This is a genomic window from Marinobacterium sp. BA1 (assembly GCF_041155135.1).
In the GTDB taxonomy this organism is placed as follows: domain Bacteria; phylum Pseudomonadota; class Gammaproteobacteria; order Pseudomonadales; family Balneatricaceae; genus Marinobacterium; species Marinobacterium iners.
Window position 1 is genome coordinate 2,814,369 of the sequence record NZ_BAAFHC010000001.1, and the last position, 20,470, is coordinate 2,834,838.

Annotated in this window: 22 protein-coding genes and 1 other RNA gene; 8 read left to right on the forward strand and 15 right to left on the reverse strand. The window is 58.0% G+C overall.

Going from position 1 to position 20,470, the window contains the following annotated elements:
- Window positions 1-3 precede the first annotated feature (3 nt).
- Window positions 4-804: a sulfite exporter TauE/SafE family protein gene (locus ACAM29_RS13690; protein WP_354409562.1), complete on the reverse strand. Its 801-nt coding sequence runs from the start codon at window positions 802-804 to the stop codon at window positions 4-6.
- Window positions 805-874: 70 nt separating this feature from the next.
- Here ACAM29_RS13690 and ACAM29_RS13695 point away from each other — a divergent pair, with 70 nt between their 5' ends.
- Window positions 875-1,690 carry an NRDE family protein gene (locus tag ACAM29_RS13695; RefSeq protein ID WP_369624447.1) on the forward strand — a complete coding sequence of 272 codons (816 nt, stop codon included), beginning with the start codon at window positions 875-877 and terminating at the stop codon, window positions 1,688-1,690.
- Here ACAM29_RS13695 and ptsP read toward each other — a convergent pair.
- The gene (gene ptsP / locus ACAM29_RS13700) at window positions 1,596-3,926 is read right to left on the reverse strand and encodes a phosphoenolpyruvate--protein phosphotransferase (protein WP_206841819.1); all 2,331 of its coding nucleotides are present in this window, start codon (window positions 3,924-3,926) and stop codon (window positions 1,596-1,598) included. The two genes, ACAM29_RS13695 and ptsP, sit on opposite strands and share 95 nt — an antisense overlap.
- A gap of 38 nt (window positions 3,927-3,964) precedes the next feature.
- Complete coding sequence (locus ACAM29_RS13705) at window positions 3,965-4,441, reverse strand: RNA pyrophosphohydrolase (protein ID WP_091826354.1); 477 nt, start codon at window positions 4,439-4,441, stop codon at window positions 3,965-3,967.
- Between the two features lie 165 nt (window positions 4,442-4,606).
- Here ACAM29_RS13705 and ACAM29_RS13710 point away from each other — a divergent pair, with 165 nt between their 5' ends.
- Window positions 4,607-5,263: an HAD family phosphatase gene (locus ACAM29_RS13710; RefSeq protein WP_206838211.1), complete on the forward strand. Its 657-nt coding sequence runs from the start codon at window positions 4,607-4,609 to the stop codon at window positions 5,261-5,263.
- 49 nt (window positions 5,264-5,312) lie between these two features.
- Here the strand turns inward: ACAM29_RS13710 and ACAM29_RS13715 are convergent, their stop codons facing one another.
- The 9 genes from ACAM29_RS13715 to ACAM29_RS13755 form a co-directional block, all read right to left on the reverse strand.
- Window positions 5,313-5,732 carry a CBS domain-containing protein gene (locus ACAM29_RS13715; protein WP_369624448.1) on the reverse strand — a complete coding sequence of 140 codons (420 nt, stop codon included), beginning with the start codon at window positions 5,730-5,732 and terminating at the stop codon, window positions 5,313-5,315.
- Between the two features lie 77 nt (window positions 5,733-5,809).
- Window positions 5,810-6,847, reverse strand: a complete 1,038-nt coding sequence (locus ACAM29_RS13720) for an NADP(H)-dependent aldo-keto reductase (RefSeq protein WP_369624449.1) — start codon at window positions 6,845-6,847, stop codon at window positions 5,810-5,812.
- 27 nt (window positions 6,848-6,874) lie between these two features.
- Complete coding sequence (locus ACAM29_RS13725) at window positions 6,875-8,071, reverse strand: class I SAM-dependent rRNA methyltransferase (RefSeq protein ID WP_369624450.1); 1,197 nt, start codon at window positions 8,069-8,071, stop codon at window positions 6,875-6,877.
- 75 nt (window positions 8,072-8,146) lie between these two features.
- Window positions 8,147-8,539: a glycine cleavage system protein GcvH gene (gene gcvH / locus ACAM29_RS13730; protein ID WP_091826348.1), complete on the reverse strand. Its 393-nt coding sequence runs from the start codon at window positions 8,537-8,539 to the stop codon at window positions 8,147-8,149.
- Window positions 8,540-8,568: 29 nt separating this feature from the next.
- On the reverse strand, window positions 8,569-9,672 hold the full coding sequence (gene gcvT, locus ACAM29_RS13735; RefSeq protein ID WP_369624451.1) for a glycine cleavage system aminomethyltransferase GcvT: 1,104 nt from the start codon (window positions 9,670-9,672) through the stop codon (window positions 8,569-8,571).
- Between the two features lie 126 nt (window positions 9,673-9,798).
- Window positions 9,799-11,064 carry a UbiH/UbiF/VisC/COQ6 family ubiquinone biosynthesis hydroxylase gene (locus ACAM29_RS13740; protein ID WP_369624452.1) on the reverse strand — a complete coding sequence of 422 codons (1,266 nt, stop codon included), beginning with the start codon at window positions 11,062-11,064 and terminating at the stop codon, window positions 9,799-9,801.
- Between the two features lie 24 nt (window positions 11,065-11,088).
- Window positions 11,089-12,333 carry a 2-octaprenyl-6-methoxyphenyl hydroxylase gene (gene ubiH / locus ACAM29_RS13745; RefSeq protein WP_369624453.1) on the reverse strand — a complete coding sequence of 415 codons (1,245 nt, stop codon included), beginning with the start codon at window positions 12,331-12,333 and terminating at the stop codon, window positions 11,089-11,091.
- Between the two features lie 17 nt (window positions 12,334-12,350).
- Window positions 12,351-13,667 carry a Xaa-Pro aminopeptidase gene (gene pepP, locus ACAM29_RS13750; RefSeq protein WP_369624454.1) on the reverse strand — a complete coding sequence of 439 codons (1,317 nt, stop codon included), beginning with the start codon at window positions 13,665-13,667 and terminating at the stop codon, window positions 12,351-12,353.
- Window positions 13,668-13,683: 16 nt separating this feature from the next.
- Window positions 13,684-14,292, reverse strand: coding sequence for a UPF0149 family protein (locus ACAM29_RS13755; protein WP_091826341.1), 609 nt, complete (start codon window positions 14,290-14,292; stop codon window positions 13,684-13,686).
- A gap of 165 nt (window positions 14,293-14,457) precedes the next feature.
- On the opposite strand from ACAM29_RS13755, the gene ACAM29_RS13760 reads away from it, so the two are divergent.
- The 4 genes from ACAM29_RS13760 to ACAM29_RS13775 all read left to right on the forward strand — a co-directional run bounded on the left by ACAM29_RS13760 (window position 14,458) and on the right by ACAM29_RS13775 (window position 15,865).
- Window positions 14,458-14,667, forward strand: a complete 210-nt coding sequence (locus ACAM29_RS13760; RefSeq protein ID WP_091826339.1) for a TIGR02449 family protein — start codon at window positions 14,458-14,460, stop codon at window positions 14,665-14,667.
- On the forward strand, window positions 14,664-14,990 hold the full coding sequence (locus tag ACAM29_RS13765) for a cell division protein ZapA (RefSeq protein ID WP_369624455.1): 327 nt from the start codon (window positions 14,664-14,666) through the stop codon (window positions 14,988-14,990). The genes ACAM29_RS13760 and ACAM29_RS13765 overlap by 4 nt, the downstream gene beginning before the upstream one ends.
- A 93-nt stretch (window positions 14,991-15,083) precedes the next feature.
- Window positions 15,084-15,263, forward strand: a non-coding RNA gene (gene ssrS / locus ACAM29_RS13770) — 6S RNA.
- 8 nt (window positions 15,264-15,271) lie between these two features.
- Window positions 15,272-15,865, forward strand: a complete 594-nt coding sequence (locus ACAM29_RS13775; RefSeq protein WP_091826335.1) for a 5-formyltetrahydrofolate cyclo-ligase — start codon at window positions 15,272-15,274, stop codon at window positions 15,863-15,865.
- On the opposite strand, the gene ACAM29_RS13780 is transcribed toward ACAM29_RS13775, so the two are convergent.
- Window positions 15,855-15,980 (reverse strand): hypothetical protein, encoded by a 126-nt coding sequence (locus ACAM29_RS13780; protein ID WP_302847885.1) that lies wholly within the window; start codon window positions 15,978-15,980, stop codon window positions 15,855-15,857. The two genes, ACAM29_RS13775 and ACAM29_RS13780, sit on opposite strands and share 11 nt — an antisense overlap.
- A 214-nt stretch (window positions 15,981-16,194) precedes the next feature.
- Window positions 16,195-17,103 (reverse strand): AEC family transporter, encoded by a 909-nt coding sequence (locus ACAM29_RS13785; RefSeq protein ID WP_091826333.1) that lies wholly within the window; start codon window positions 17,101-17,103, stop codon window positions 16,195-16,197.
- Window positions 17,104-17,173: 70 nt separating this feature from the next.
- Here ACAM29_RS13785 and ACAM29_RS13790 point away from each other — a divergent pair, with 70 nt between their 5' ends.
- On the forward strand, window positions 17,174-17,689 hold the full coding sequence (locus tag ACAM29_RS13790) for a glycine cleavage system protein R (protein ID WP_091826331.1): 516 nt from the start codon (window positions 17,174-17,176) through the stop codon (window positions 17,687-17,689).
- 57 nt (window positions 17,690-17,746) lie between these two features.
- Here the strand turns inward: ACAM29_RS13790 and argH are convergent, their stop codons facing one another.
- Entirely contained in the window at window positions 17,747-19,144 is a 1,398-nt protein-coding gene (argH, locus tag ACAM29_RS13795; RefSeq protein WP_354409540.1) for an argininosuccinate lyase, read from the reverse strand.
- A 251-nt stretch (window positions 19,145-19,395) separates the two neighbouring features.
- Between argH and ACAM29_RS13800 the strand changes: the two genes are divergently transcribed.
- Window positions 19,396-20,460: a TRAP transporter substrate-binding protein gene (locus tag ACAM29_RS13800; RefSeq protein WP_091826328.1), complete on the forward strand. Its 1,065-nt coding sequence runs from the start codon at window positions 19,396-19,398 to the stop codon at window positions 20,458-20,460.
- Window positions 20,461-20,470: the final 10 nt, after the last annotated feature.

Below are 20,470 nucleotides of genomic sequence, written 5' to 3' on the forward strand. Positions count from 1 at the left end.
GCCTCACCAGAGATTACCGAGAATAAAACGCAGCGATACCGCGAGCAAAAACAGGGCAAAAACCTTTTTCAGCTTCGCCTGAGGCAGACTGTGTGCCAGCCGCGCACCGATCGGCGCCGTCAGATAGCTGGCCACGACAATACCGGCAAACGCCGGCAGGTAAACATACCCCAGACTCCACGCTGGCAGCTGCTGTTCACCCCAGCCGAGCCAGATATTGGTGCCGGCCCCCATCAGTGCGATTGGAAGACCACAGGCCGCTGAAGTCGCAACTGCCTGCTGCATATCGATCCGACGCCAGTTCAGATAGGGCACCGTCAGGGTACCGCCACCGATACCGAAAATCGCAGACGCCCAGCCGATCCCGGCTCCTGCTACCCCAAGCTCAGGTCTTGATGGCTGCGCATCACCTGTAGAAGGCTTGAGATTCAGGGCCATCTGGATGGCTACCAACAGCACAAAAATGCCGATGGTCAGCTGCAATACCGGGCCGGGCAGTTGTACTGCCGTATTCACGCCGAGCAGAGCGCCAAACAGAATACCCGCCCCCAGCGGCCGGAACAGTTCCCAGCGCACCGCCCGACGCCCGTGATGCGCCCGAACAGAGCTGATCGACGTGACTACGATGGTTGCCAGCGAGGTTGCCACCGCCATATGGGTCAGTACAGCAGCGGATATTCCCTGCAGCTCAAAGGTAACGATCAGCACCGGCACGATCAGCAGACCGCCACCGATTCCAAACAGGCCGGCAACGACACCAGCCAGCGCACCCAGCAACAGATACAGCGCCAAAGTTGTTAACATGGTTTCAATCCTGGTACGAAAAAGTCGATTATATTAGTGACTGTTGCCCACAGATGAAACCGGAGGGGATGTGTGTCTGCTCACTATTGCCGTTAATGCCGATCCGGAATGGCCGCTGCTGCTGGTTGCCAACCGTGATGAATTTCATGCGCGCCCCACCGCACCCGTCGCCCCCTGGCCAGACCTGCCCATTTTGGGCGGTCGGGATCTGCAGGCAGGCGGCAGCTGGATGGCACTGGGGAACAACAATCGCTTTGCACTGGTTACCAATCACCGCGATGCACGGCGCCAGCCACCCGAGGAAGCCCCCAGCCGCGGGACGCTGGTTACAGAGTTCATTCTCTCTCAGCAATCGGCACAGGATTTCTGCCAAAGCCTTACAGCCGCACGTGCCGGCTTCAACCTGCTGCTGGCCGATGGCAAGGGACTTTGGCATTACAGCAACGTCAACGGTCTGTGTCAGCCGGTCATGCCCGGCATCCATGCATTAAGCAACGCGCTGTTGGATACACCCTGGCCAAAGGCACTGCGTGCCAGGGCAACCCTGGCACGCGCCATGGATAACCGTGAGCTGAGCGAAACCCAGCTACTGCGATTGCTGCACGATGAGCATCGCCCCAGTGATGAGGCACTGCCGGATACCGGTATCCGGCTGGAACGGGAACGGCTGCTGTCATCCTGCTTCATCCGTTCGCCGGATTATGGTACCCGCGCCAGCACTCTTTTGCTGCAGCACCGCAGCGGCCGCATGCTGTTTTTGGAGGAGGGATACGACCGGGATGGCCGCGCACTCAGTCTGCGCCGCTACAGTCTGGATCGTCCTCTGCTGGTTCCTGTTGATTGGGAAGGCGTGGCCGGGTCAGCTGCCCCAGGCCGAGATGCTTGAGGGTACGACGCAAATACCGGTGGATCTCTTCGGCATCATCCATGCGCAGCACTTGGCTGAGCAGTGACTGCGCTCTGGCCAGGCTTACACCACGAATGGCGGACTTGACCCGTGGAAGGTTGTTGGAGTTCATTGACAGCACTTCATACCCCATCGCCATCAACAGCAGAGCTCCGCCGGGGTCAGCTGCCATCTCGCCACAAATGGAAACCGGCTTGCCCTCCTTGCGGGTTTCACGGGCAATGTACTGCAACGCGCGCAATACAGCGGGATGATAGGGTGCATACAAGCCGGCCACGCGCGGGTTGTTGCGGTCCACCGCCAGCAGGTACTGGGTCAAATCGTTGGACCCCACTGAGATGAAATCGACTATGCGTGCAAAGCGGCGCACCTGGTACACCGCGGCCGGAACCTCTACCATCACGCCGACCATCGGGCGCTCAACCGCGTAACCTTCATCCTGCAGCTCGGCCAACGCACGGTCGATCTGGCGCATCGCCTCTTCGACTTCGTGCACACTGGTCACCATCGGCAGCATGATGCGCAGATTGTTGAGCCCCTCGGAGGCGCGCAACATGGCCCGCACCTGTACCAGAAATATTTCGGGGTGGTCCAGGGTTACTCGGATACCGCGCCAGCCCAGGAAGGGATTGTCTTCCTCGATCGGGAAGTAGGGCAGCGCCTTGTCGCCGCCGATATCCAGTGTTCGCATGGTCACGGGCCGTGGTGCAAACGCTTCCATCTGACTGCGATAACTCTGCAGCTGCTCCTGTTCGCTGGGGAAGAAATCACGGATCATGAAGGGAATTTCAGTACGATACAGACCGATCCCTTCGGCACCACGCTCCAGTGAGCGGGTCACATCCGCCACCAGCCCGGTGTTGACCCACAGCGGCATGCGATAACCGTCCGTTGTTTCAGCCGGCAGGTCCCGGAGACCTTCCAGCCCGGCTGCCACCAGCCGCTCTTCACGCATCACTTCACGGAAGGCTTCCAGCAACTGCTCCGAAGGGTTCACATAGATGCGACCGGAGTAACCGTCCACTATCACCTTGCGCCCTTCAAGGCGGGTAAAGGGCAGGTCGACCACCCCCATCACGGTGGGTATGCCGATTGAGCGTGCCATGATCGCTGCATGGGAATTGCCCGAGCCGGTCACCGATACCAGTCCGACCAGCTTGTTCTCCGGCACCATGCCCAGCATCGCCGGCGACAGTTCATCTGCGATCAGGATACTGTCATCGGGATAATCCACCTCCATCGGGCCAGCACTTTCCTGCAGATAGCTGAGAATGCGCCGGCCAAGGTCGCGCACATCGGTAGCCCGCTCACGCAGGTAGGCGTCTTCCATGGCGTTGAACTGCTTCACATGGCCAAGGATAACTTCGCGCAGCGCGCCCTGAACCCAGTTGCCGGCACGAATGTGCGCCTCAATTTCAGTCTTGAGCGCCGGGTCATCCAGCATCCGCAGGTAAACGTCAAACAGCGCCTGTTCTTCGGACTTCAGCCGCTGTGCCAGACTGCGTCCCGCGGTGCGGATATCATCCCGTACCGCTTCCATCGCCATCTCCAGACTGTGCAGCTCCTGCTCGACATCGTGTGGAGTCTTGTCTGGAACGGTTTCCAGCTCGGCGTCGATGGTTGCCACGACCACAGTTCCAATCGCCACTCCCGACGCGGCAGCCACACCATCGAAGCGACGATCATGCACCGCCTTCGCCTCGGCCTGGGGGTGCTGCTCCGAGTTGATTGAACCGGTCGCCTCTGCATGGGCGATAACCCCCGCCAACTGGGCCGACACCGTTACCAGAAAAGCCTCTTCACTTTCATCAAAGCGGCGCAGATCATGCTGCTGTACGACCAGTACCCCCAGTACACTGCGGTGATGGATGATCGGCACCCCCAGGAAGGCATGAAAGCGCTCTTCTCCGGTTGACTGGAGGTAGTGAAACGCCGGGTGACTGAAGGCATCTTCCAGGTTGATCGGCTCGGCTCGCTGTCCCACAAGCCCCACGATACCCTCTGTCATGGACAGGCTGACCTTGCCGACCGCTTCCTGATTCAGCCCCTGGGTTGCTCGCAGTACATAGCGCTGCTGCACTGAGTCCAGCAAAAAAATAGAGCACACCTCCGTCCGCATGGCACGCTGAATACGGCGCACAATCAGGTCCAGCACAGACTCCAGGTCCGGGGCAGTACTGACTTCCTGTACGATTTTGCGCAGTACACTCAACATGCTCATGGAGCGCTCCTATCTCTGCATCAGACCACGGCCTATAAACGTGCCAACCGCGGTGACAACTCCTTCATCGCTTTCCGATACACCTCGCGCTTGAAGGACACCACCTGCCCCAGAGGGTACCAATAACTGACCCACTCCCAGCCATCAAACTCGGGAGAGTCGGTATGGTCGATCCGCACGGCACTGTCTTCACTGAGCATCCGCAACAGGAACCATTTCTGCTTCTGGCCTACACACACAGGGTGTGAGTGGCGCCTGATCATGCGTTTGGGCAAACGGTAGCGCAGCCAGCCTCTCGTCACCGCCATGATTTCAACATCATGGGGCGACAAACCGATCTCTTCGCTCAGTTCACGATACATTGCCTGCTCCGGCGTTTCGTTCGACTGTATGCCCCCCTGCGGGAACTGCCAGGCGTTCTGCCCGATGCGTCTTGCCCAAAGAACCTGACCCTGCGAATTAACCAGAATGATTCCGACATTGGGCCTGAATCCATCTGTATCAATCACAATTCTGATCCCGATCAATATACGTTTTAGTTTTATTGTTCCACAGATCCGTGATTTGGCAAATAGCCACCGCTTCTCGGCAATTGCACGTACCTCCAGGCCCGTCTATGCTTGCGCTTTATTTTCAGCCGGCTCCGCCGGCAACCGACACTGAGGGAGTTAGCCGTGAGCCTGGCGATTTTTGATCTGGACCATACCCTGATCGGCGGCGACAGCGACCATGCCTGGGGCGAATTTTTGTGCCGCAAGGGCGTGGTAGACGAAACGGAATACCGCGCTGCCAATGACCGCTTCTATGAAGAGTACCTGCGCGGCGAGATGGATATCCACCAGTTTCTGAATTTTGCGCTGAATCCACTGGCCCAGCACTCACCGGAACAACTGGACAGATGGCACGCAGAATTCATGCATGAGTGCATCGAGCCGATCATCCTGCCCAAAGCGGAAGCATTGCTGCAACAGCACCGAGAACAGGGCGACTTTCTGCTGATCATCACTGCAACCAACCGCTTCGTAACGGCACCCATTGCCCAACGGCTGGGTGTCGATGATCTGCTGGCCACCGATCCAGAGATGATCAACGGCCGTTTCACCGGTAAGGTCGCCGGTACGCCGTGCTTCCAGGGTGGCAAGGTGACACGCCTCCAGCAGTGGCTGAAACAGACCGGCCACAGCCTGAAAGACAGCTGGTTCTACAGCGACTCCAATAACGACCTGCCACTGCTGGAAGTAGTGGACAACCCGGTAGCTACCAACCCGGATGAACGCCTGCGCACAACGGCAGAGGCACGTGGCTGGCCGATCCTGCAGTTGATGGAGTGATATCGATGGCTGCGCCGGGGTGACTCTGTTTCGGCGCGGCCATTCCCCATCAGAGGCGCGTGCGGCAGGCTTTCATGCTGGCATTAAGCGCACGCATGATGGAACGACGGCTAATCACCCCCGCCAGCCGACCGTCCTTGCCCACGACCGGCCAGGTTTTGGGTTTATCACCGCCCATTTTCTGCACCTGATCAATAATGTTCTCTCCGGGGCTGGCACACAGCGGCTCGCTGAACATGATATCGCGCACCTGAATCCGGCTATCACAGTGGTAACTGCCACTGATTAGATAACCGACACAATCATGCTCGGACACAAAGCCACACACCCGATGCTCATCATCAACCACGGGCAAACCGCTCTGGCCAGACTGCAGTATCAGATCCACCGCCTCGGCCAGCGTCATCTCCACGTGCAGCGGATGGGGTACAGGCTGCATCAAATCCTCTACGCGTTGCTGATGAATCATATTGACTCTCCTTGGGTCACCGGTCGTCTTTTGCAGCTATTATCTCAGATCGTTGCCTGCTTCTGTCTTGATTATAGTCAGGGACAGGGGTTGGGGTAGCGTTGATGGATCGCTTCAATCTCTGCCAACAGGTCGGAAGTCAGGGTCAGCTGCAGGGACGCGAGGTTACTGCGCAGCTGGGTCATGCGAGTCGCGCCAATGATATTACTGCCCAGGAAAGGCCTGCTGTTCACATAGGCCAGCGCCATTTGTGCCGGGTCCATGCCCTGCTCGGCCGCCAGCGCCAAATAAGCATCAGTGGCCGCAAGTCCCTGCTCGGTAATATAGCGCTTGTACTCGGGAAACAGCGCCAGACGCGATCCCTCAGGGCGAGCCCCTCCTGCGTATTTGCCGCTGAGCACGCCAAATCCCAGCGGTGAGTAGGCCAACAGACCCACCTTTTCACGCAGCAGCACCTCGGCAAGCCCTACCTCGGTCGTGCGATTGAGCAGGCTGTAGGGATTCTGTACCGAGATGATCCGAGGCAGACCCAGCTGCTCGGCCAGCTGAAGGCACTTCATGGTACCCCAGGGGGTTTCGTTGGACAGACCGATGTAGCGGACCTTGCCCTCGCTTACCAGGTCCCCCAGTACACGCAATGTTTCAGCCAATGGCGTGCCATCGGCTGAAGGGTCATGCTGATAGCCCAGCTGGCCAAAGAAGTTGGTCTTGCGATCGGGCCAGTGCAGCTGATACAGGTCGATATAATCCGTTTGCAAACGGGTAAGGCTGCCTTCGATTGCCGCACGCAGATTGGCCTCGTCATGGTGCAGATCAGGACGCAAATAGCTAACCATCTCGTCAGGACCGGCTGCCTTGGTGGCCAGTACGACCTGATCCCGACAACCGCGTTGTCGCATCCAATTGCCGATATACTGCTCCGTACGCCCCTGAAACTCTGCAGCGGTGGGCACCGGATACATCTCGGCGGCATCGATCAGGTTCACGCCCTGAGCCAAGGCATAATCGAGCTGTTCGAACGCTTCTGCCTCACTGTTCTGACGCCCGAAGGTCATGGTCCCCAGTGCGATACGGCTGACATTCAGCTCGGACTGTCCCAGCATTTGATACTGCATTGCGCTCTCCTCTGACTTTAGACCTGTTTAACCTGAAGGCAGCACGCGCATAAAGTAGGCTTTCAGGTATTCGGTTTCGGGAATGGCCGGATGGATCGGGTGATCCGAGCCCTGGCTGCCCTGCGCGAAGATCTGGCCGTTACGATCCAGCTCGCGGCTGTTCGCGCGCAGAATATCTACCAGACGGCTCTTTTCCAGATGCATGGAACAGGACGCGGATATCAGTGTGCCGTCCTTTTCCAGCAGCCGCATGGCCAGATTATTGATACGGGCATAGGCACGCTCGCCGTTGCGGATATCCTTGCGCCGGGCGATAAAGGCCGGCGGGTCCACAATCACTACATCAAAGCGCTCCTTGTCGGCGACCAGTGCCTTGCACAGGTCAAAGGCATCGCCCTGCAGGCCCCTGAAGCGGGTTTCACCCTCATTGATGCGCGCATTTTCGGCTGCCACTTCCAGCGCCGTCACCGAAGCATCCACACACACTACTTCGGAGGCGCCGGCGGCCAGTGCCTGCGCCCCCCAGCCGCCAACGTAACTGAACAGATCCAGCACCCGCTTGCCCTTGACCAGCGTCTGCATGCGCGCCCGGTTCTCACGGTGGTCATAAAACCAGCCAGTCTTCTGTCCAGTCAGAATCGGCGCCAGCAGGTTCACCCCGTTTTCCATCAGCGGGGCAAGCTCCGGCACTTCGCCCTGCACCACTTCGACATAGGTCTCCAAGCCTTCGGTTGCACGCATCTTGCCGTCATTGCGGAACACAATCGCCTGCGGCTGGAACACTTTGTTAAGCGCATCCACGATCTCCTGCTGCAGCTGTTCCATGCCGGCACTGGAAATCTGCACCACAAAGATGTCGTAGAAACGGTCCACCACCAGCCCGGGCAAAAGATCGGCATCGCCAAAGATCAACCGGTAGCAGGGCTGATCAAAGCACATTTCACGCAGTGACTGGGCCACCTTGAAGCGATGTACCAGCAGCGAGCGATCCAGCGGATAACGCAGATCCCGGCTCAGCATTCGGCCACAGATCAGTGTATTGGGGTTTACCGAGGCAATACCCAGCGCTTTGCCACGGGCATCCTGTACCACCACCTGCTCACCGGGCTCGAAAGCCTTCAGCGGTGTGGCCTGGTTGTCCACTTCGTTGCTGTAGATCCAGAGATGGCCAGCCCTAAGGCGGCGGTCTGCATTGTTCTGAAGCTGGAGGGGTCTGAGATTCATCGTATTCACATGCTCTGAAATGACTGTCCCGGCCTGAGCCGGGACAGTGGAATTATGCAGGCCCAACGGCCGGGTTCAGCTTTCGGACTCGCAGTGCGCTGCGTATCCGTCGGCATCCAGCAGATCATCGAGCTCTGCCGGGTCCGTCAGCTTGAGTTTGAAGAACCAGCCATCACCATAGGGATCAGAGTTGACCAGTTCTGGAGAATCTTCAAGTGCTTCATTGATTTCCACGACCTCACCACTGAGAGGAGCATAGACATCGGAAGCGGCCTTGACGGATTCCACCACACCGGCATCATCCCCGGCTGAAACTTCATCACCCACATCCGGCAATTCGACAAACACCACATCACCCAGCAGGTCCTGAGCGTGCTCGGTAATACCGATGGTCACGACACCTTCACCCTCTTCGCGGATCCACTCGTGGCTGGCGACATATTTCAGTTCATTGGGGATGTTGCTCATCTGGGCTTCCTATCGGTCTTGTTCAGGATTCAGGAAAAAACTTTTTCACCATGGCGTACGAACGGCGGTTTCACCACCTGCACGCGCACACGCTTGCCACGCATTTCGACTTCGGCGTCACTGCCGATACCTGCCGGCACCCGCGCCAGCGCAATGGAGTGTCCCAGGGTCGGTGAGAAACTGCCGCTGGTAATTTCACCTTCACCCAGCCCATCGACCACCACTTTCTGGTGGGAGCGCAGCACCCCACGTTCAGTCAGGACCAGGCCTACCTGGCGTTCGGCAACCCCGGCAGCCTTCTGTGCTTCCAGCGCTGCTCGACCGACAAAGTCACGTTCTGATGGATTCCAAGCGATGGTCCAGCCCATACCAGCGGCCAGTGGTGATACACTTTCATCCATATCGGAGCCGTACAGGTTCATGCCCGCTTCCAGTCGCAGGGTATCACGAGCGCCCAGACCACAAGGAGCGACACCCGCGTCCAGCAAGTGCTGCCAGAAGTCCGCCGCCTCTTCTTCGGGCAGCATGATTTCCAGACCGTCCTCACCAGTATAGCCGGTACGCGCAATAAACCAGCCTTCCGATTCCTGGCCCACAAAGGGCTTCAGCTCGGAAATCAGGCGGGCACGAGACTCGCTTACCACCTGTTCCACACGCTGACGCGCTTTCGGGCCCTGTACAGCAATCATGGCCAGGTCGGGCTGCTCGGTCAGCGTAACGTCAAAGCGCACGGCCTGATCAGCCATCCAGAGCAGATCCTTGTCACGGGTACCACAGTTGACCACTACCCGATACCATTCACCGGATGAATCCGGTTCGGTCATCAAATAGACGATCAGATCATCGATCACGCCGCCCTTTTCGTTCAACATGCCGCTGTAAAGCGCCTTGCCCTTCTGCCGCAACAGTGCCACATCGTTCGCCAGCAGGTGGCGCAGGTAACTGCGTGCCTGAGCTCCGGACACATCCACCACTGTCATGTGGGACACATCGAACATGCCTGCGCTCTGACGTACCTTATGATGTTCTTCAACCTGGGATCCGTAATGCAGTGGCATGTCCCAACCACTGAAATCAACCAGCTTGGCGCCCAGCGCATGATGTTGTTCGTAGAGTGCGGTCTTATGTCCCATCGGCAAACTCATCTGCAGCAGTGTTCGGAATTTGCAGCTTCAACAGCCACGTCGCAACCGGTTAACACAAAAAAAGGGAAGACAATGTATCGGCATTTACGCCGCAGTTCAATCTTTAACCGCCCGTCAAATAGTTGGACGCCGCGCCAGCGCCGGTCGCTCACCCGAAAGCCCCATCGCCTGCAGCACCAAGTGTTGCTTAAGCGGCTCCAACCGGTCGGTTAGATTCATGCCACAGCTGCGTAACAGACGCACAACCGGCGGCCGGGGTGCAAACAGGCGACGAAACCCTTCCATGGCAGCAGCCATGGTCAGATTGGCGCTACGACGCTGACGCTGGAAGCGGCGCAACACTGCTTCATCGGTCCAGCTTTCACCTCGCGCCTTGGCTGCCAGCAGCACTTCAGCCAACGCGGCGGCATCCATAAAACCGAGATTTACGCCCTGCCCGGCCAAGGGGTGGATGGTATGGGCGGCATCACCCACCAGTGCAAGTCCCGTCTCGGCATAGCGGTGTGCGTGGCGCTGGCGCAGCACAATCGAGCGGCGTTCGTCACAGCCCTCGATGCGCCCCAGACGGTGCTCAAAAGCGCGCCCAAGGGCGGTGCAGAAGTCAGCTTCATCCAACGCCATCAAGCTGGCAGCATGCTCGGGTGAAGTCGACCAGACAATTGACAGGGTACGATCATTCTTCGCGGCCAGCGGCAGCAGTGCCAGCGGGCCATCTTCGGTAAAGCGCTGCCAGCAGGTATCCGCGTGTGACTGTTCGGTGTGAACAGTGGTGACAATGGCGTGATGACCATAGTCCCACTCAGTGGCACCAATGCCTGACAACTGTCGCGTCAGGGATTCCGCTCCATCAGCCCCTACCAGCAACCGAGTCTCAATGCGACGACCATTACTCAACACCAGCTCGCGGTGACCATCGGTATCAGGAGCCGACAACTGCCTCAGGGATACATCGCTGATCAATTCCACATTATCAAACCGATTGAGCTGCTCATGCAGCGCCGCCAATATCACACTGTTCTCAACAATATAGCCCAGGCAGTTTTCATGCAGGGCATCGGCACTGAAATGGATACGGCCACTGCCCTCGCCATCCCAAACCTCCATATCGGTATAGGCTGCGGCACGCCTTGCCTGCACACCGCTCCAGGCGGACAAAGAGGTCAGCAGTTGAACAGATGCCAGATTGAGAGCACTGACGCGGGCGTCATGCCTGCCCGGAGTCATGGCAGCGTCGGCTTCTGCCAACCACTGCTGCAACGATCCGGGACGCTGCTCAAGCAGCTGAATCCTGACACCTGAAGGTGCCAGCGCACAGGCCAGTGCGGCGCCCACCATGCCGGCGCCACTGATCACAATATCGGTCATAGAGGATGAGGTCATGTTCAGCTCCGACAGGAAAGAGGGTCAGCGAAGCCGTGCGGCGGGCTGGTCAAGCCCCATGGCGGCACGGGCAAACAGGGTTTTGGCAGGAGGACAACTTTCAAGCAGCTGCAGCCCGCTGCCACGCAGGGCCCGCAGCAGTGGATTGTGGCTGGTAAACAGTTTCATGGTTCGATCACTGAACTGAATGGTACGAAACTGATCCTGACGCCGCTGCTCAACAAACTCCTGCAGCGCAGTCAGGTCACCCAGCGCAAGGTCGGCACGCTTGCGCGCGATGATCAAGTCTGCCAGCGCAACGGCGCCGCGCAGGGCAAGATTGTAGCCCTGTCCGGCGATCGGATGCAGGGCGTGCGCGGCGTTACCCAGCACCACCAGCCCGGCACGCACCTGCTCTTCTGCCAGCGACAGCTTCAGCGGGTAATGATAGCGCTCACCCACCGCGGTAAAACGGCCGGCACGGTAACCGAAGCGCTCCTGCAGGCGCGCCAGAAACGCCGCGTCATCCAGCGCCAGAACCCTGTCCAGCTCGTCATCACCCAGAGTCCAGACCAGACCGCAACGGTTGTGGCCGTTGATCGATTCGCCGGGCAGCAGCGCCAGCGGGCCATCCTGAGTGAAGCGCTCATAGGCTATGTTGCGGTGCGGCCGATCCAGTGACACATTGGCAACCAGTGCATGCTGATCATAGGACTGTACGCTGTAGCCAATTCCCAGCTGTTCGCGCAGGGACGAGCGACCACCGTCAGCCATGACCACCAGGTCAGCCTGCAGTCTCTGCTGCTCGCCGTTGACCTGCAGCTGCAGCCTGTTGCCGCCGGCACGCTGCTCCAGCGCAGTCACCTCGACCGGCGCCATCAGAGTCAGCCACGGACCGACATTGCACTGTAGCTGGCTATTCAACACCTGACCCAGCCAATGGTTTTCCACCACATAGCCCAGCGCCGGGACGGCCTCATCCTCGGCCTGTAGCCGGGTGGTGCCGAAACGCCCGCGCTCGGACACGTGTATGGTATTGATCGGCGTCAGATGAGCCTGCAGCGCCTGCCAAAGCCCCATACGCTCATACAGGGTGCGCACACCCTGAGCCAGCGCCGTTGAGCGATTGTCGTAACTGGGGGTGAAAATCGGCTCATCCGCACCCGGCAAAGGCTGGGCTTCGACCAGTGCCATCCGCAAATTGAGCGCTTTTGCCGTCGGCAGCAGGGCGCAGGCCAGACTCGCCCCGACCATGCCGCCACCAATTATGACCAGATCATACTGCTGCATGCGCGTTCCTCACTGAGTCAGCGGCGAGCCATCAGCTCTTCGATGGCGGCAACGGTTTTGGGTACGGCCGAAGTGAGCACCTCGCAGCCCGCAGGCGTGACCAGCACATCATCTTCTATACGGATACCGATGCCGCGCCAGCGAGGCTCAACACTGTCATCATCCGGTGCGATATACAGCCCCGGCTCCACGGTCATCACCATACCCGGCTCAAGCGGTCGCCACTCGCTCTTCAATTTGTACTGGCCCACATCATGCACATCCATCCCCAGCCAGTGACCGATGCGATGCATGTAGAAACGACGATAGGCACCTTCCTCAATCAACGCATCACGCTCGCCCACAAGCAGACCCAGCTTAATCAGCCCATCGGTCAGACACTCAACCGACAGATCGTGAATCTTGTTCCAGGGGACACCAGGCTTCATCGCCGCGATGCAGGCTTCCTGGGTATCCAGTACCAGCTGATACAGCGCCTTTTGTTCGTCACTGAAGCGGCCATTGACCGGAAAGGTACGGGTAATATCGCTGGCATAGTTGTCCAGCTCACAACCGGCATCGATCAGCACCAGATCACCATCCTGCATCGGAGCGCTGTTTTCGATGTAGTGCAGAATGCAGGCGTTGGCGCCGGCGCCCACAATCGGTGAGTAGGCTTGAAAGCGGGCGCCCTGCTGCATGCAGTAGCCGGTAATCTCGGCCTCCAGCTGGTACTCATGCATCCCGGGGTTTGCTGCGCGCATGGCGCGGCAATGCGCTTCAGCCGAGATTTCGGCGGCACGACGCATCACCTCCTGCTCGGCTTCAGACTTGAACAGACGCAGCTCATGCAGCAAATTATCCAACAGCACCAGCTCTTCCGGCGCCTGCGCACCCTGACGGGCTCGGCCGCGAATCTCGTTGAGCCAGCCGCGTACCCGACCATCCAGGGCTTCATCGCTGCCCAGTGCATAGTAGAGCCGGCTGGCACCATCCAACAGGCTCGGCATTGTCTGCTCAAGCTCTGTCAGCGAGAACGCCTGGTCCGCGCCAAAATCACGTACACAGCCCTCGGGGCCGGCGCGGTAGCCGGTCCAGATCTCCATCTGCGGGTCGCGCGGCGGACAGAAAAGTACAAACTCACCCTCGGCTCGACCGGGAATCAGGAGCAACAAGGCGTCCGGCTCATTAAAACCGGTCAGGTAATAAAAATCGCTGTCCTGGCGAAAACTGTACTCGGCATCGCGGTTGCGCGTTTTCAGATGGGCTGCACAGACCAGCGCCACACTGCCGGCTGGCAATTTTTCCAGCAATCTTTGGCGGCGACGGGCAAATTCAGATTGAGCAATTTTCATGCTGGCTTTCCTCCGGTCAGTGCAGAACAGGCGCTGTTTCGGCTGCAGCATCGCTCGGCTGCCCATCCGGCTCATTGCATTCACTGAACACCAGTAATGCCGCCATGCGTACGTATTCCTGCACTTCCATCAGGTCATTTTCGTCTTCTTCCGCTTCGGCATCGGCAGCCGTTGTGATCTGAACGATCTGAGCCAGGTCTCGCAGGGTTTCCTGGCCTTCGATCGACAACCCCTGGCTACCCTTGCGTTCCTGCAGGCCGAAACCGCTGAGAAAACCGCTGCACCACAAACCCAACGCATCTGCACGCCCCGCCAGTGGCTGGTCATCATCCGGCAGGACCAGTTCAAAGCTGAAGTCCGGGGCCTGCAGCTGCTGCAGCGTGGCCAGATACAGCTGCATGATGCCAGTACGCGTCAGCTCTCGGCTGAACGGCTCCAGATCCAGCAGCTCGCCGATACGGGCAAACAGGGTGACCGGATCAAACCGGGCACCGGCCGCTACCTGGCCGCACAGCAGTCCGTGCAGCTCAGCGGGGGAAAGGGTCAGCAATCCCTCTTCCACCAGCAGGTCAGCCAAAGTGTCAAAATCCGGCAGCTCGATTACGGGGGCCTGTTCATCTGTCATATTGATCTATCCGGTTCGGGTCATGTTTTTACAGAGGGTATCCGGAGAGGGCCGGCACTGCATTGATCTCTATGCTAGCATTTAGCCCTATACAGGGCCATGCGTGTCAGATTGACCCTGTCGCAACGGCTGTTTATAGTCAGCGCATACTGCATGGGGCCTGGCATGACCGAACATTATTTCAACGCACTGGAACACAAGATTGACCTGCTTCTTGCGCGGGTAGAACAGCTTGAGCTTGAAAACAGCACGCTGCGCGAACAGGACACCCGTCTGCGCGAAGAACGTGCTCAATTGATCCAGCTGAATGACCAGACCCGCAGCAAGGTTGAAGGCATGATACAGCGACTCAAGGCACTGGAGCAGAACTCATGAGCGCAGACGCACGCACTGTCACCGTCAAGTTGCTCGACAAGGAATATACCATCAGCTGCCCGGACGGAGCCGAAGCGGAGTTACTGGCCTCTGCCGACTACCTGAACCAGAAAATGCTCGATATACGTCACTCAGGCAAAATCATCGGCCTTGAGCGGATCGCTGTTATGGCCGCATTGAATATGTCGCACGAGCTGATCAAAAGCCGAGAGGAACAGCGTCAGACAGTAGAGGTCAACCTGCGCCGATTGGGGCAGAAAATTGACCAGAGCCTGGCACGCAACAACACCTCCAAAGCGAATGAAAACTCTTCATCATCCTGAAAACACTTTATTTTCATAATTTTAAGCATCCTTAGCAGAAGCAGAAAGAATTACAAGAGCTGACATTCAGACAAGCACGCGTATAATGAAATCAGGTTCCTGGAGTGTTCGACAGTCGGTCAAGTCCCTCGAGCCGATAAGCAATACCCCGGCAGCGCTCAACTGATATTGTGAGCATGTCCGCTTGACGGAAAGCCTGATATATCAGTAAGCGCTTCCACTCTGAACCTTAGGGTTCAGGGCCACGACCGACACCGGCACTCCGGGAAGCCTTTTACATCATGCAGGATCGCAAAACACTCCGCCGCGAAATGCGGGCCCGAAGACGGGCACTTACCCCCCAGCAACAGCGCACAGCCGGTCGCTGCCTTGCTCGAAACCTCGCCCGACAACTCTGGTTTGCCAAGGCTCGCCATGTGGCAATCTATCTGCCCAACGATGGCGAAATCGATACCCGACCACTGATAACCCTTTGCCGCACGCTTGGCAAAACGCTCTATCTACCGGTACTGCACCCGATCCGGCACAACCGACTCTGGTTTACCCCCTACGCCACAACGACCCGGATGCAGCTCAATCGCTACCGTATTCTGGAGCCTGTACTTCAGGGCAAGCCTGTTCGCCCTGCTGTAGCACTGGATCTGGTACTGCTGCCGCTGGTGGCGTTTTCAGCCGATGGTGGCCGCATGGGCATGGGAGGAGGCTATTATGACCGGACGTTTGCCTTCCGCCTGAAAGGCAATGGCATGCGCGGACCAAAACTGGTGGGACTTGCACACGAGTTGCAACGAGTAAATCAGCTACCGATAGAAAGGTGGGACGTTCCGCTGGACGCGATCGCGACAGACTCGCGGGTTTACGCCATCAACTGTTGAAAACCTGCTGCACCATGGCGGCCAGTTGGAGATCGCTCTGTGAGATGCCAGTCATTACGGCACCTACTATGAACACAATCACGAGTACCAATACCAGATCCGGGCTTTTATTCATGATCGTCAGCAGTTATCCGATGGTTGCAGTTAAAGTTATGCTTTAAGTGTCAGCATAATCATGTGACAAACGCTAGTCTTTCACACGCAGCTTTTTTTTCAACCCCTTTGGCGGCACTTTTCCGGATTTTAACCTCTATTTTTTATATCTTCAGGGATATGTCGCCAAACGTGCCGAAAAATGTATGAAATAAGGTATTTTTTTGGCGACACTTTTAAAGAAGAATCAAAACTACGGGCAGCGTCAGCATTGAAATCATCGTCTGTGCCGTAATGATGCCCGCCATCAACTCGGCATCACCGCCCATCTGCCGGGCCAGAATATAGGCCGAAGTGGCCGTCGGTACGGCCGCAAATATCACTACTACACTGGTTGTCAGCAGGTCCAGCTGCCACAACCCGGCCAGCGCAAACGCCAGCAGCGGCAAAAACAGAAGCTTGATCAGACTGGCCGCGACCAGTGCCCTGCCGCCGCCACGCAAGGCCCGCAAGTCCAATCCGGCTCCCACCGCCAGCAGCCCCATTGGCAACGCCATACGCCCCAACAGCTCCAGCACCGAAGTTACACCCAAAGGCAAAGCAGCGCCCGAAAGGCTCAACGCAATACCCAGCAGACAAGCCAGAATCAACGGATTTCGAGCCAGTGTCATCAGCAGTTGACGCGGCGAAAACGCCTGCTCGGAAGTCAGTGCAAAAGCCAGGACGCTGAACAGGTTCAGCAGCGGAATCATCACGGCCGTTATCACCGCCGCCAGCACGATGCCCTCTGACCCGTGCAGCGCCGCAGTGACAGCAAGCGCAACATAGGTATTGAAGCGTACACTGCCCTGAAAAAAAGAGGTGAAGGCAGGTACCGTCAGACGCAACAGCGGTTTGCAGGCACAACAGAACAGAGCGGCCATAACCAACACAACCACAACCAGTGCCGCCAGCCGAATAGAATCGTCACCTGCCAGCTGGGCATTGGCCAGACGCTCCACCAGCAAAGCCGGAAACAGCACATAATAGGTCGCCTTTTCTGCCGGCTGCCAGAAACCTTCACCTGGAAATCCACTGCGACGAGCCAGAAAGCCGAGCAGCAGGAGCGCAAAAACAGGCCAGAGGGCGATGATTATCGGCTGCATCTGATATACATTCCCCTACAAGAGACGGCAACACAGGTTGCTCAACCATTACCAACAAAGGCTGCATATAATGCTGACATCATTGGTTCTTACGGTCATCGGACCGGATAAGCCGGGGCTGGTCGGACTGCTGTCCCGCACCATTGCCGAGCATCAGGGTAACTGGCTGGAGTCGGGCATGTCACGCCTGGGTGGCAAGTTCGCCGGCATTCTGATCACTCAAGTGCCCAACGAACAGGCCGAGGCACTGATCAGCGCACTGGAAGCGCTGCAAACACAGGGACTCAGAGTCACGGCGGAGCGCAGCGAAGACGCCCCACCCGTAGCCGAGATGCAGCCGATGACACTGGAGCTGGTGGGGCATGACAAACCGGGTATTGTGCGCGAGATTTCACAGGCACTGGCCGCACGACACATCAATGTAGAACGATTGAGCACCGAGCTGACCTCTGGCTCAATGTCGGCGGAAGAGCTGTTCAAGGCCGAGGCAGAACTGTTGGCCCCGGCAGACCTGGATCCGGATGATCTGCAGCAGGCACTGGAAGCGATCGCCGGTGATCTGATGGTGGACATCACCCTGCGCTGACAGCAAAACCAAGACTGGAGCCACCAAACTGGCGGCTCTTCGACCACCGCGTCATTTTCAGTCGGCACGCGCCGCCAACAGGTCACGACCGCGAATCACCGCTGCCCGCACCTGATCCGGTGCCGTGCCACCAATGTGGTTACGCGCCGCCACCGATCCTTCCAGCGTCAGCACTGCAAACACATCATCGGCGATCACATCGGAGAACTGCTGTAGTTCTTCCAGTGTCATGTCGGACAGGTCCTTGCCGGTCTTGATGCCGTAGGCGACGGACAGCCCGACAATTTCGTGGGCATCACGGAAGGCCACGCCCTTGCGAACCAGATAGTCGGCCAGATCGGTAGCGGTGGAGAAACCACGGCGCGCCGCTTCACGCATCTGATCCTTGCGCGACTCGATAGCCGGCACCATGTCACCAAAGGCACGCAGGCAGCCCTTCACCGTGTCCACAGCGTCAAACAGCGGCTCCTTGTCTTCCTGATTGTCCTTGTTGTACGCCAGCGGCTGGGACTTCATCAGCGTCAGCAGTGAGATCAGGTGGCCGTAAACGCGGCCGCTCTTGCCTCGTACCAGCTCAGGCACGTCCGGATTCTTTTTCTGCGGCATGATGGAAGAGCCGGTGCAGAAACGGTCAGGCAGGTTGATAAAGTTGAACTGGGCCGATGTCCAGAGTACCAATTCCTCCGACATCCGGGTCATGTGCATCAGCAGCAGGCTGGCAGCAGCGCAGAACTCGATGCCGAAATCACGATCGGACACTGCATCCAGGGAATTGCCCGCCGGAGCATCAAACTGCAGCAGTTCGGCGGTGTAGTGTCGGTCAATCGGATAAGTTGTACCGGCCAGAGCCGCGGCCCCCAGCGGCATGATGTTGACGCGCTTGCGGCAGTCGGCAAAGCGCTCATAGTCACGGCTCAGCATCTCGAACCAGGCCAGCAGATGATGGCCGAAGGTAACCGGCTGGGCGGTTTGAAGGTGCGTGAAGCCGGGCATGATGGTATCGGCTTCCTGCTCGGCCAGATCCAGCAGTCCTTGCTGCAGGCGGCTGACCTCGGCCAGAATCAGGTCGATCTCGTCGCGCATGTAGAGACGGATGTCAGTGGCGACCTGGTCATTGCGCGAACGACCGGTATGCAGTTTCTTGCCGGTGATGCCGATCTTCTTCGTCAGTGCAGCCTCGATGTTCATGTGAACATCTTCCAGCTCCACCGACCACTCGAACTCGCCACGCTCAATCTCGACCCGGATCTCGCCCAGGCCACGGATGATTGCGTCGCGCTCTTCCTCGGTCAGCACCCCCACCTTCGCCAGCATACGTGCGTGCGCCACTGAGCCCTGGATATCGTGCCGATAAAGACGCTTGTCGAAATCAACCGAAGCGGTGAAACGGGCGACGAATGCATCGGTTGGCTCACTGAAGCGGCCGCCCCACTGCTGATTGGTCTCTTTGCTCATACACCTCTACCTCGCTGACGCTGAATCGGCCCAAACAAGCGGACCGGTGAATGTCGATGAGTTGATTATACAGCCCTTTCCGACCAACAGCATGGTCAATACCGATTCCGGTTGCTTGCCAGCCAAAACCACCCAACCACAATACTTTAGTATTATTTTGAGACTTTAAATCTCATTTTAATTGACATAACATCAAGGCAATATCATAAATAACGAGACTTATAGTCTCAAAATAACAAAAAGGAACTGATATGAAACCGTTCACACGCTCCCTGACCAAACACTCACTCGCCCTGCTAACCGGCGCCGTGCTGGCGTCCAGTTTCAGTACCGCCATTCAGGCCGCCGACGACCAGGTGCGCTGGAAAGTTCAGGCGGTGTTCAATACTAACTGGCCGGGTTTAGGCAACCCCATTCGCTTGGTCGAGGAGTCCCTGAAGGAAGCCAGTGGCGGAGAAGCCCAGATCAAGGTATACGAGCCGGGCAAAATCGTGCCGTCCTTTCAAATCACCGAAGCGGTCAAGAACAAACAGATTCCCGCCGGTTTCGCCTGGCTAGCCTACGATCAGGGCAAGATGCCAGCCGCCGCTCTGTTTGCCGCCGTGCCTTTCGGCATGGATCCTATGGGCTACAGCGCCTGGTGGTACGAAGGCGGTGGTCATCAGCTGGCCGAAAAGCTTTACGCCCCGCATAACATCCATCCGATCCTCTGCTCCATCACCGGTGCTGAAACAGCTGGCTGGTTTCGCAAGGAGATCAATACGCCAGAAGACCTCCAGGGCCTGAAGATCCGTTTTGCAGGTATCGGCGGCAAGGTACTGCAGAAACTGGGCGCCTCGGTCACGGTCATCCCTGGCGGTGAAATTTTCCCGGCATTGGAAAAAGGTGCCATCGACGCCACCGAATTCGCCACGCCGGCGATCGACGAGATGCTCGGTTTTGACAAGGTCGCCAAACACAACTACTTCCCGGGCTGGCACCAGCCGTTTACCGCGTCCCATCTGGTGGTCAACACCGATGTCTGGAACGGCCTGAGCAAACAGAACCAGACCCTGATCGAGACCGCCTGTACCGCCGCCACTTTCCGCGGCCTGGCCTACAGCGAATCTCTGCAGGGCGAAAAACTGGCAGGCTTCGGCGCCAAGGGTGTAACACCGCACCGCTTGAGCCCTGCACTGATGGAGGCACTGGAAAACGCCACCAACGAAGTGATGCAGGAAACTTCGAGTACCGACCCGATGTTCAAGGAGGTGTATACCTCGATTCAGGACTTCCGTCAGGGATACGACCAGTGGAAAGAGCTGGGATCGCTGTAAGGCGCTGCTG

Excerpts from the sequence above, each read along its gene's own strand:
- ACAM29_RS13690 (WP_354409562.1), bottom strand. The coding sequence starts at position 804 with ATGTTAACAACTTTGGCGCTGTATCTGTTGCTGGGTGCGCTGGCTGGT.
- ptsP (WP_206841819.1), bottom strand. The coding sequence starts at position 3,926 with ATGTTGAGTGTACTGCGCAAAATCGTACAGGAAGTCAGTACTGCCCCG.
- ACAM29_RS13715 (WP_369624448.1), bottom strand. The coding sequence starts at position 5,732 with ATGATTCATCAGCAACGCGTAGAGGATTTGATGCAGCCTGTACCCCAT.
- ACAM29_RS13720 (WP_369624449.1), bottom strand. The coding sequence starts at position 6,847 with ATGCAGTATCAAATGCTGGGACAGTCCGAGCTGAATGTCAGCCGTATC.
- ACAM29_RS13725 (WP_369624450.1), bottom strand. The coding sequence starts at position 8,071 with ATGAATCTCAGACCCCTCCAGCTTCAGAACAATGCAGACCGCCGCCTT.
- gcvH (WP_091826348.1), bottom strand. The coding sequence starts at position 8,539 with ATGAGCAACATCCCCAATGAACTGAAATATGTCGCCAGCCACGAGTGG.
- gcvT (WP_369624451.1), bottom strand. The coding sequence starts at position 9,672 with ATGGGACATAAGACCGCACTCTACGAACAACATCATGCGCTGGGCGCC.
- ACAM29_RS13740 (WP_369624452.1), bottom strand. The coding sequence starts at position 11,064 with ATGACCTCATCCTCTATGACCGATATTGTGATCAGTGGCGCCGGCATG.
- ubiH (WP_369624453.1), bottom strand. The coding sequence starts at position 12,333 with ATGCAGCAGTATGATCTGGTCATAATTGGTGGCGGCATGGTCGGGGCG.
- pepP (WP_369624454.1), bottom strand. The coding sequence starts at position 13,667 with ATGAAAATTGCTCAATCTGAATTTGCCCGTCGCCGCCAAAGATTGCTG.
- ACAM29_RS13755 (WP_091826341.1), bottom strand. The coding sequence starts at position 14,292 with ATGACAGATGAACAGGCCCCCGTAATCGAGCTGCCGGATTTTGACACT.
- ACAM29_RS13760 (WP_091826339.1), top strand. The coding sequence starts at position 14,458 with ATGACCGAACATTATTTCAACGCACTGGAACACAAGATTGACCTGCTT.
- ACAM29_RS13765 (WP_369624455.1), top strand. The coding sequence starts at position 14,664 with ATGAGCGCAGACGCACGCACTGTCACCGTCAAGTTGCTCGACAAGGAA.
- ACAM29_RS13775 (WP_091826335.1), top strand. The coding sequence starts at position 15,272 with ATGCAGGATCGCAAAACACTCCGCCGCGAAATGCGGGCCCGAAGACGG.
- ACAM29_RS13780 (WP_302847885.1), bottom strand. The coding sequence starts at position 15,980 with ATGAATAAAAGCCCGGATCTGGTATTGGTACTCGTGATTGTGTTCATA.
- ACAM29_RS13785 (WP_091826333.1), bottom strand. The coding sequence starts at position 17,103 with ATGCAGCCGATAATCATCGCCCTCTGGCCTGTTTTTGCGCTCCTGCTG.
- ACAM29_RS13790 (WP_091826331.1), top strand. The coding sequence starts at position 17,174 with ATGCTGACATCATTGGTTCTTACGGTCATCGGACCGGATAAGCCGGGG.
- argH (WP_354409540.1), bottom strand. The coding sequence starts at position 19,144 with ATGAGCAAAGAGACCAATCAGCAGTGGGGCGGCCGCTTCAGTGAGCCA.
- ACAM29_RS13800 (WP_091826328.1), top strand. The coding sequence starts at position 19,396 with ATGAAACCGTTCACACGCTCCCTGACCAAACACTCACTCGCCCTGCTA.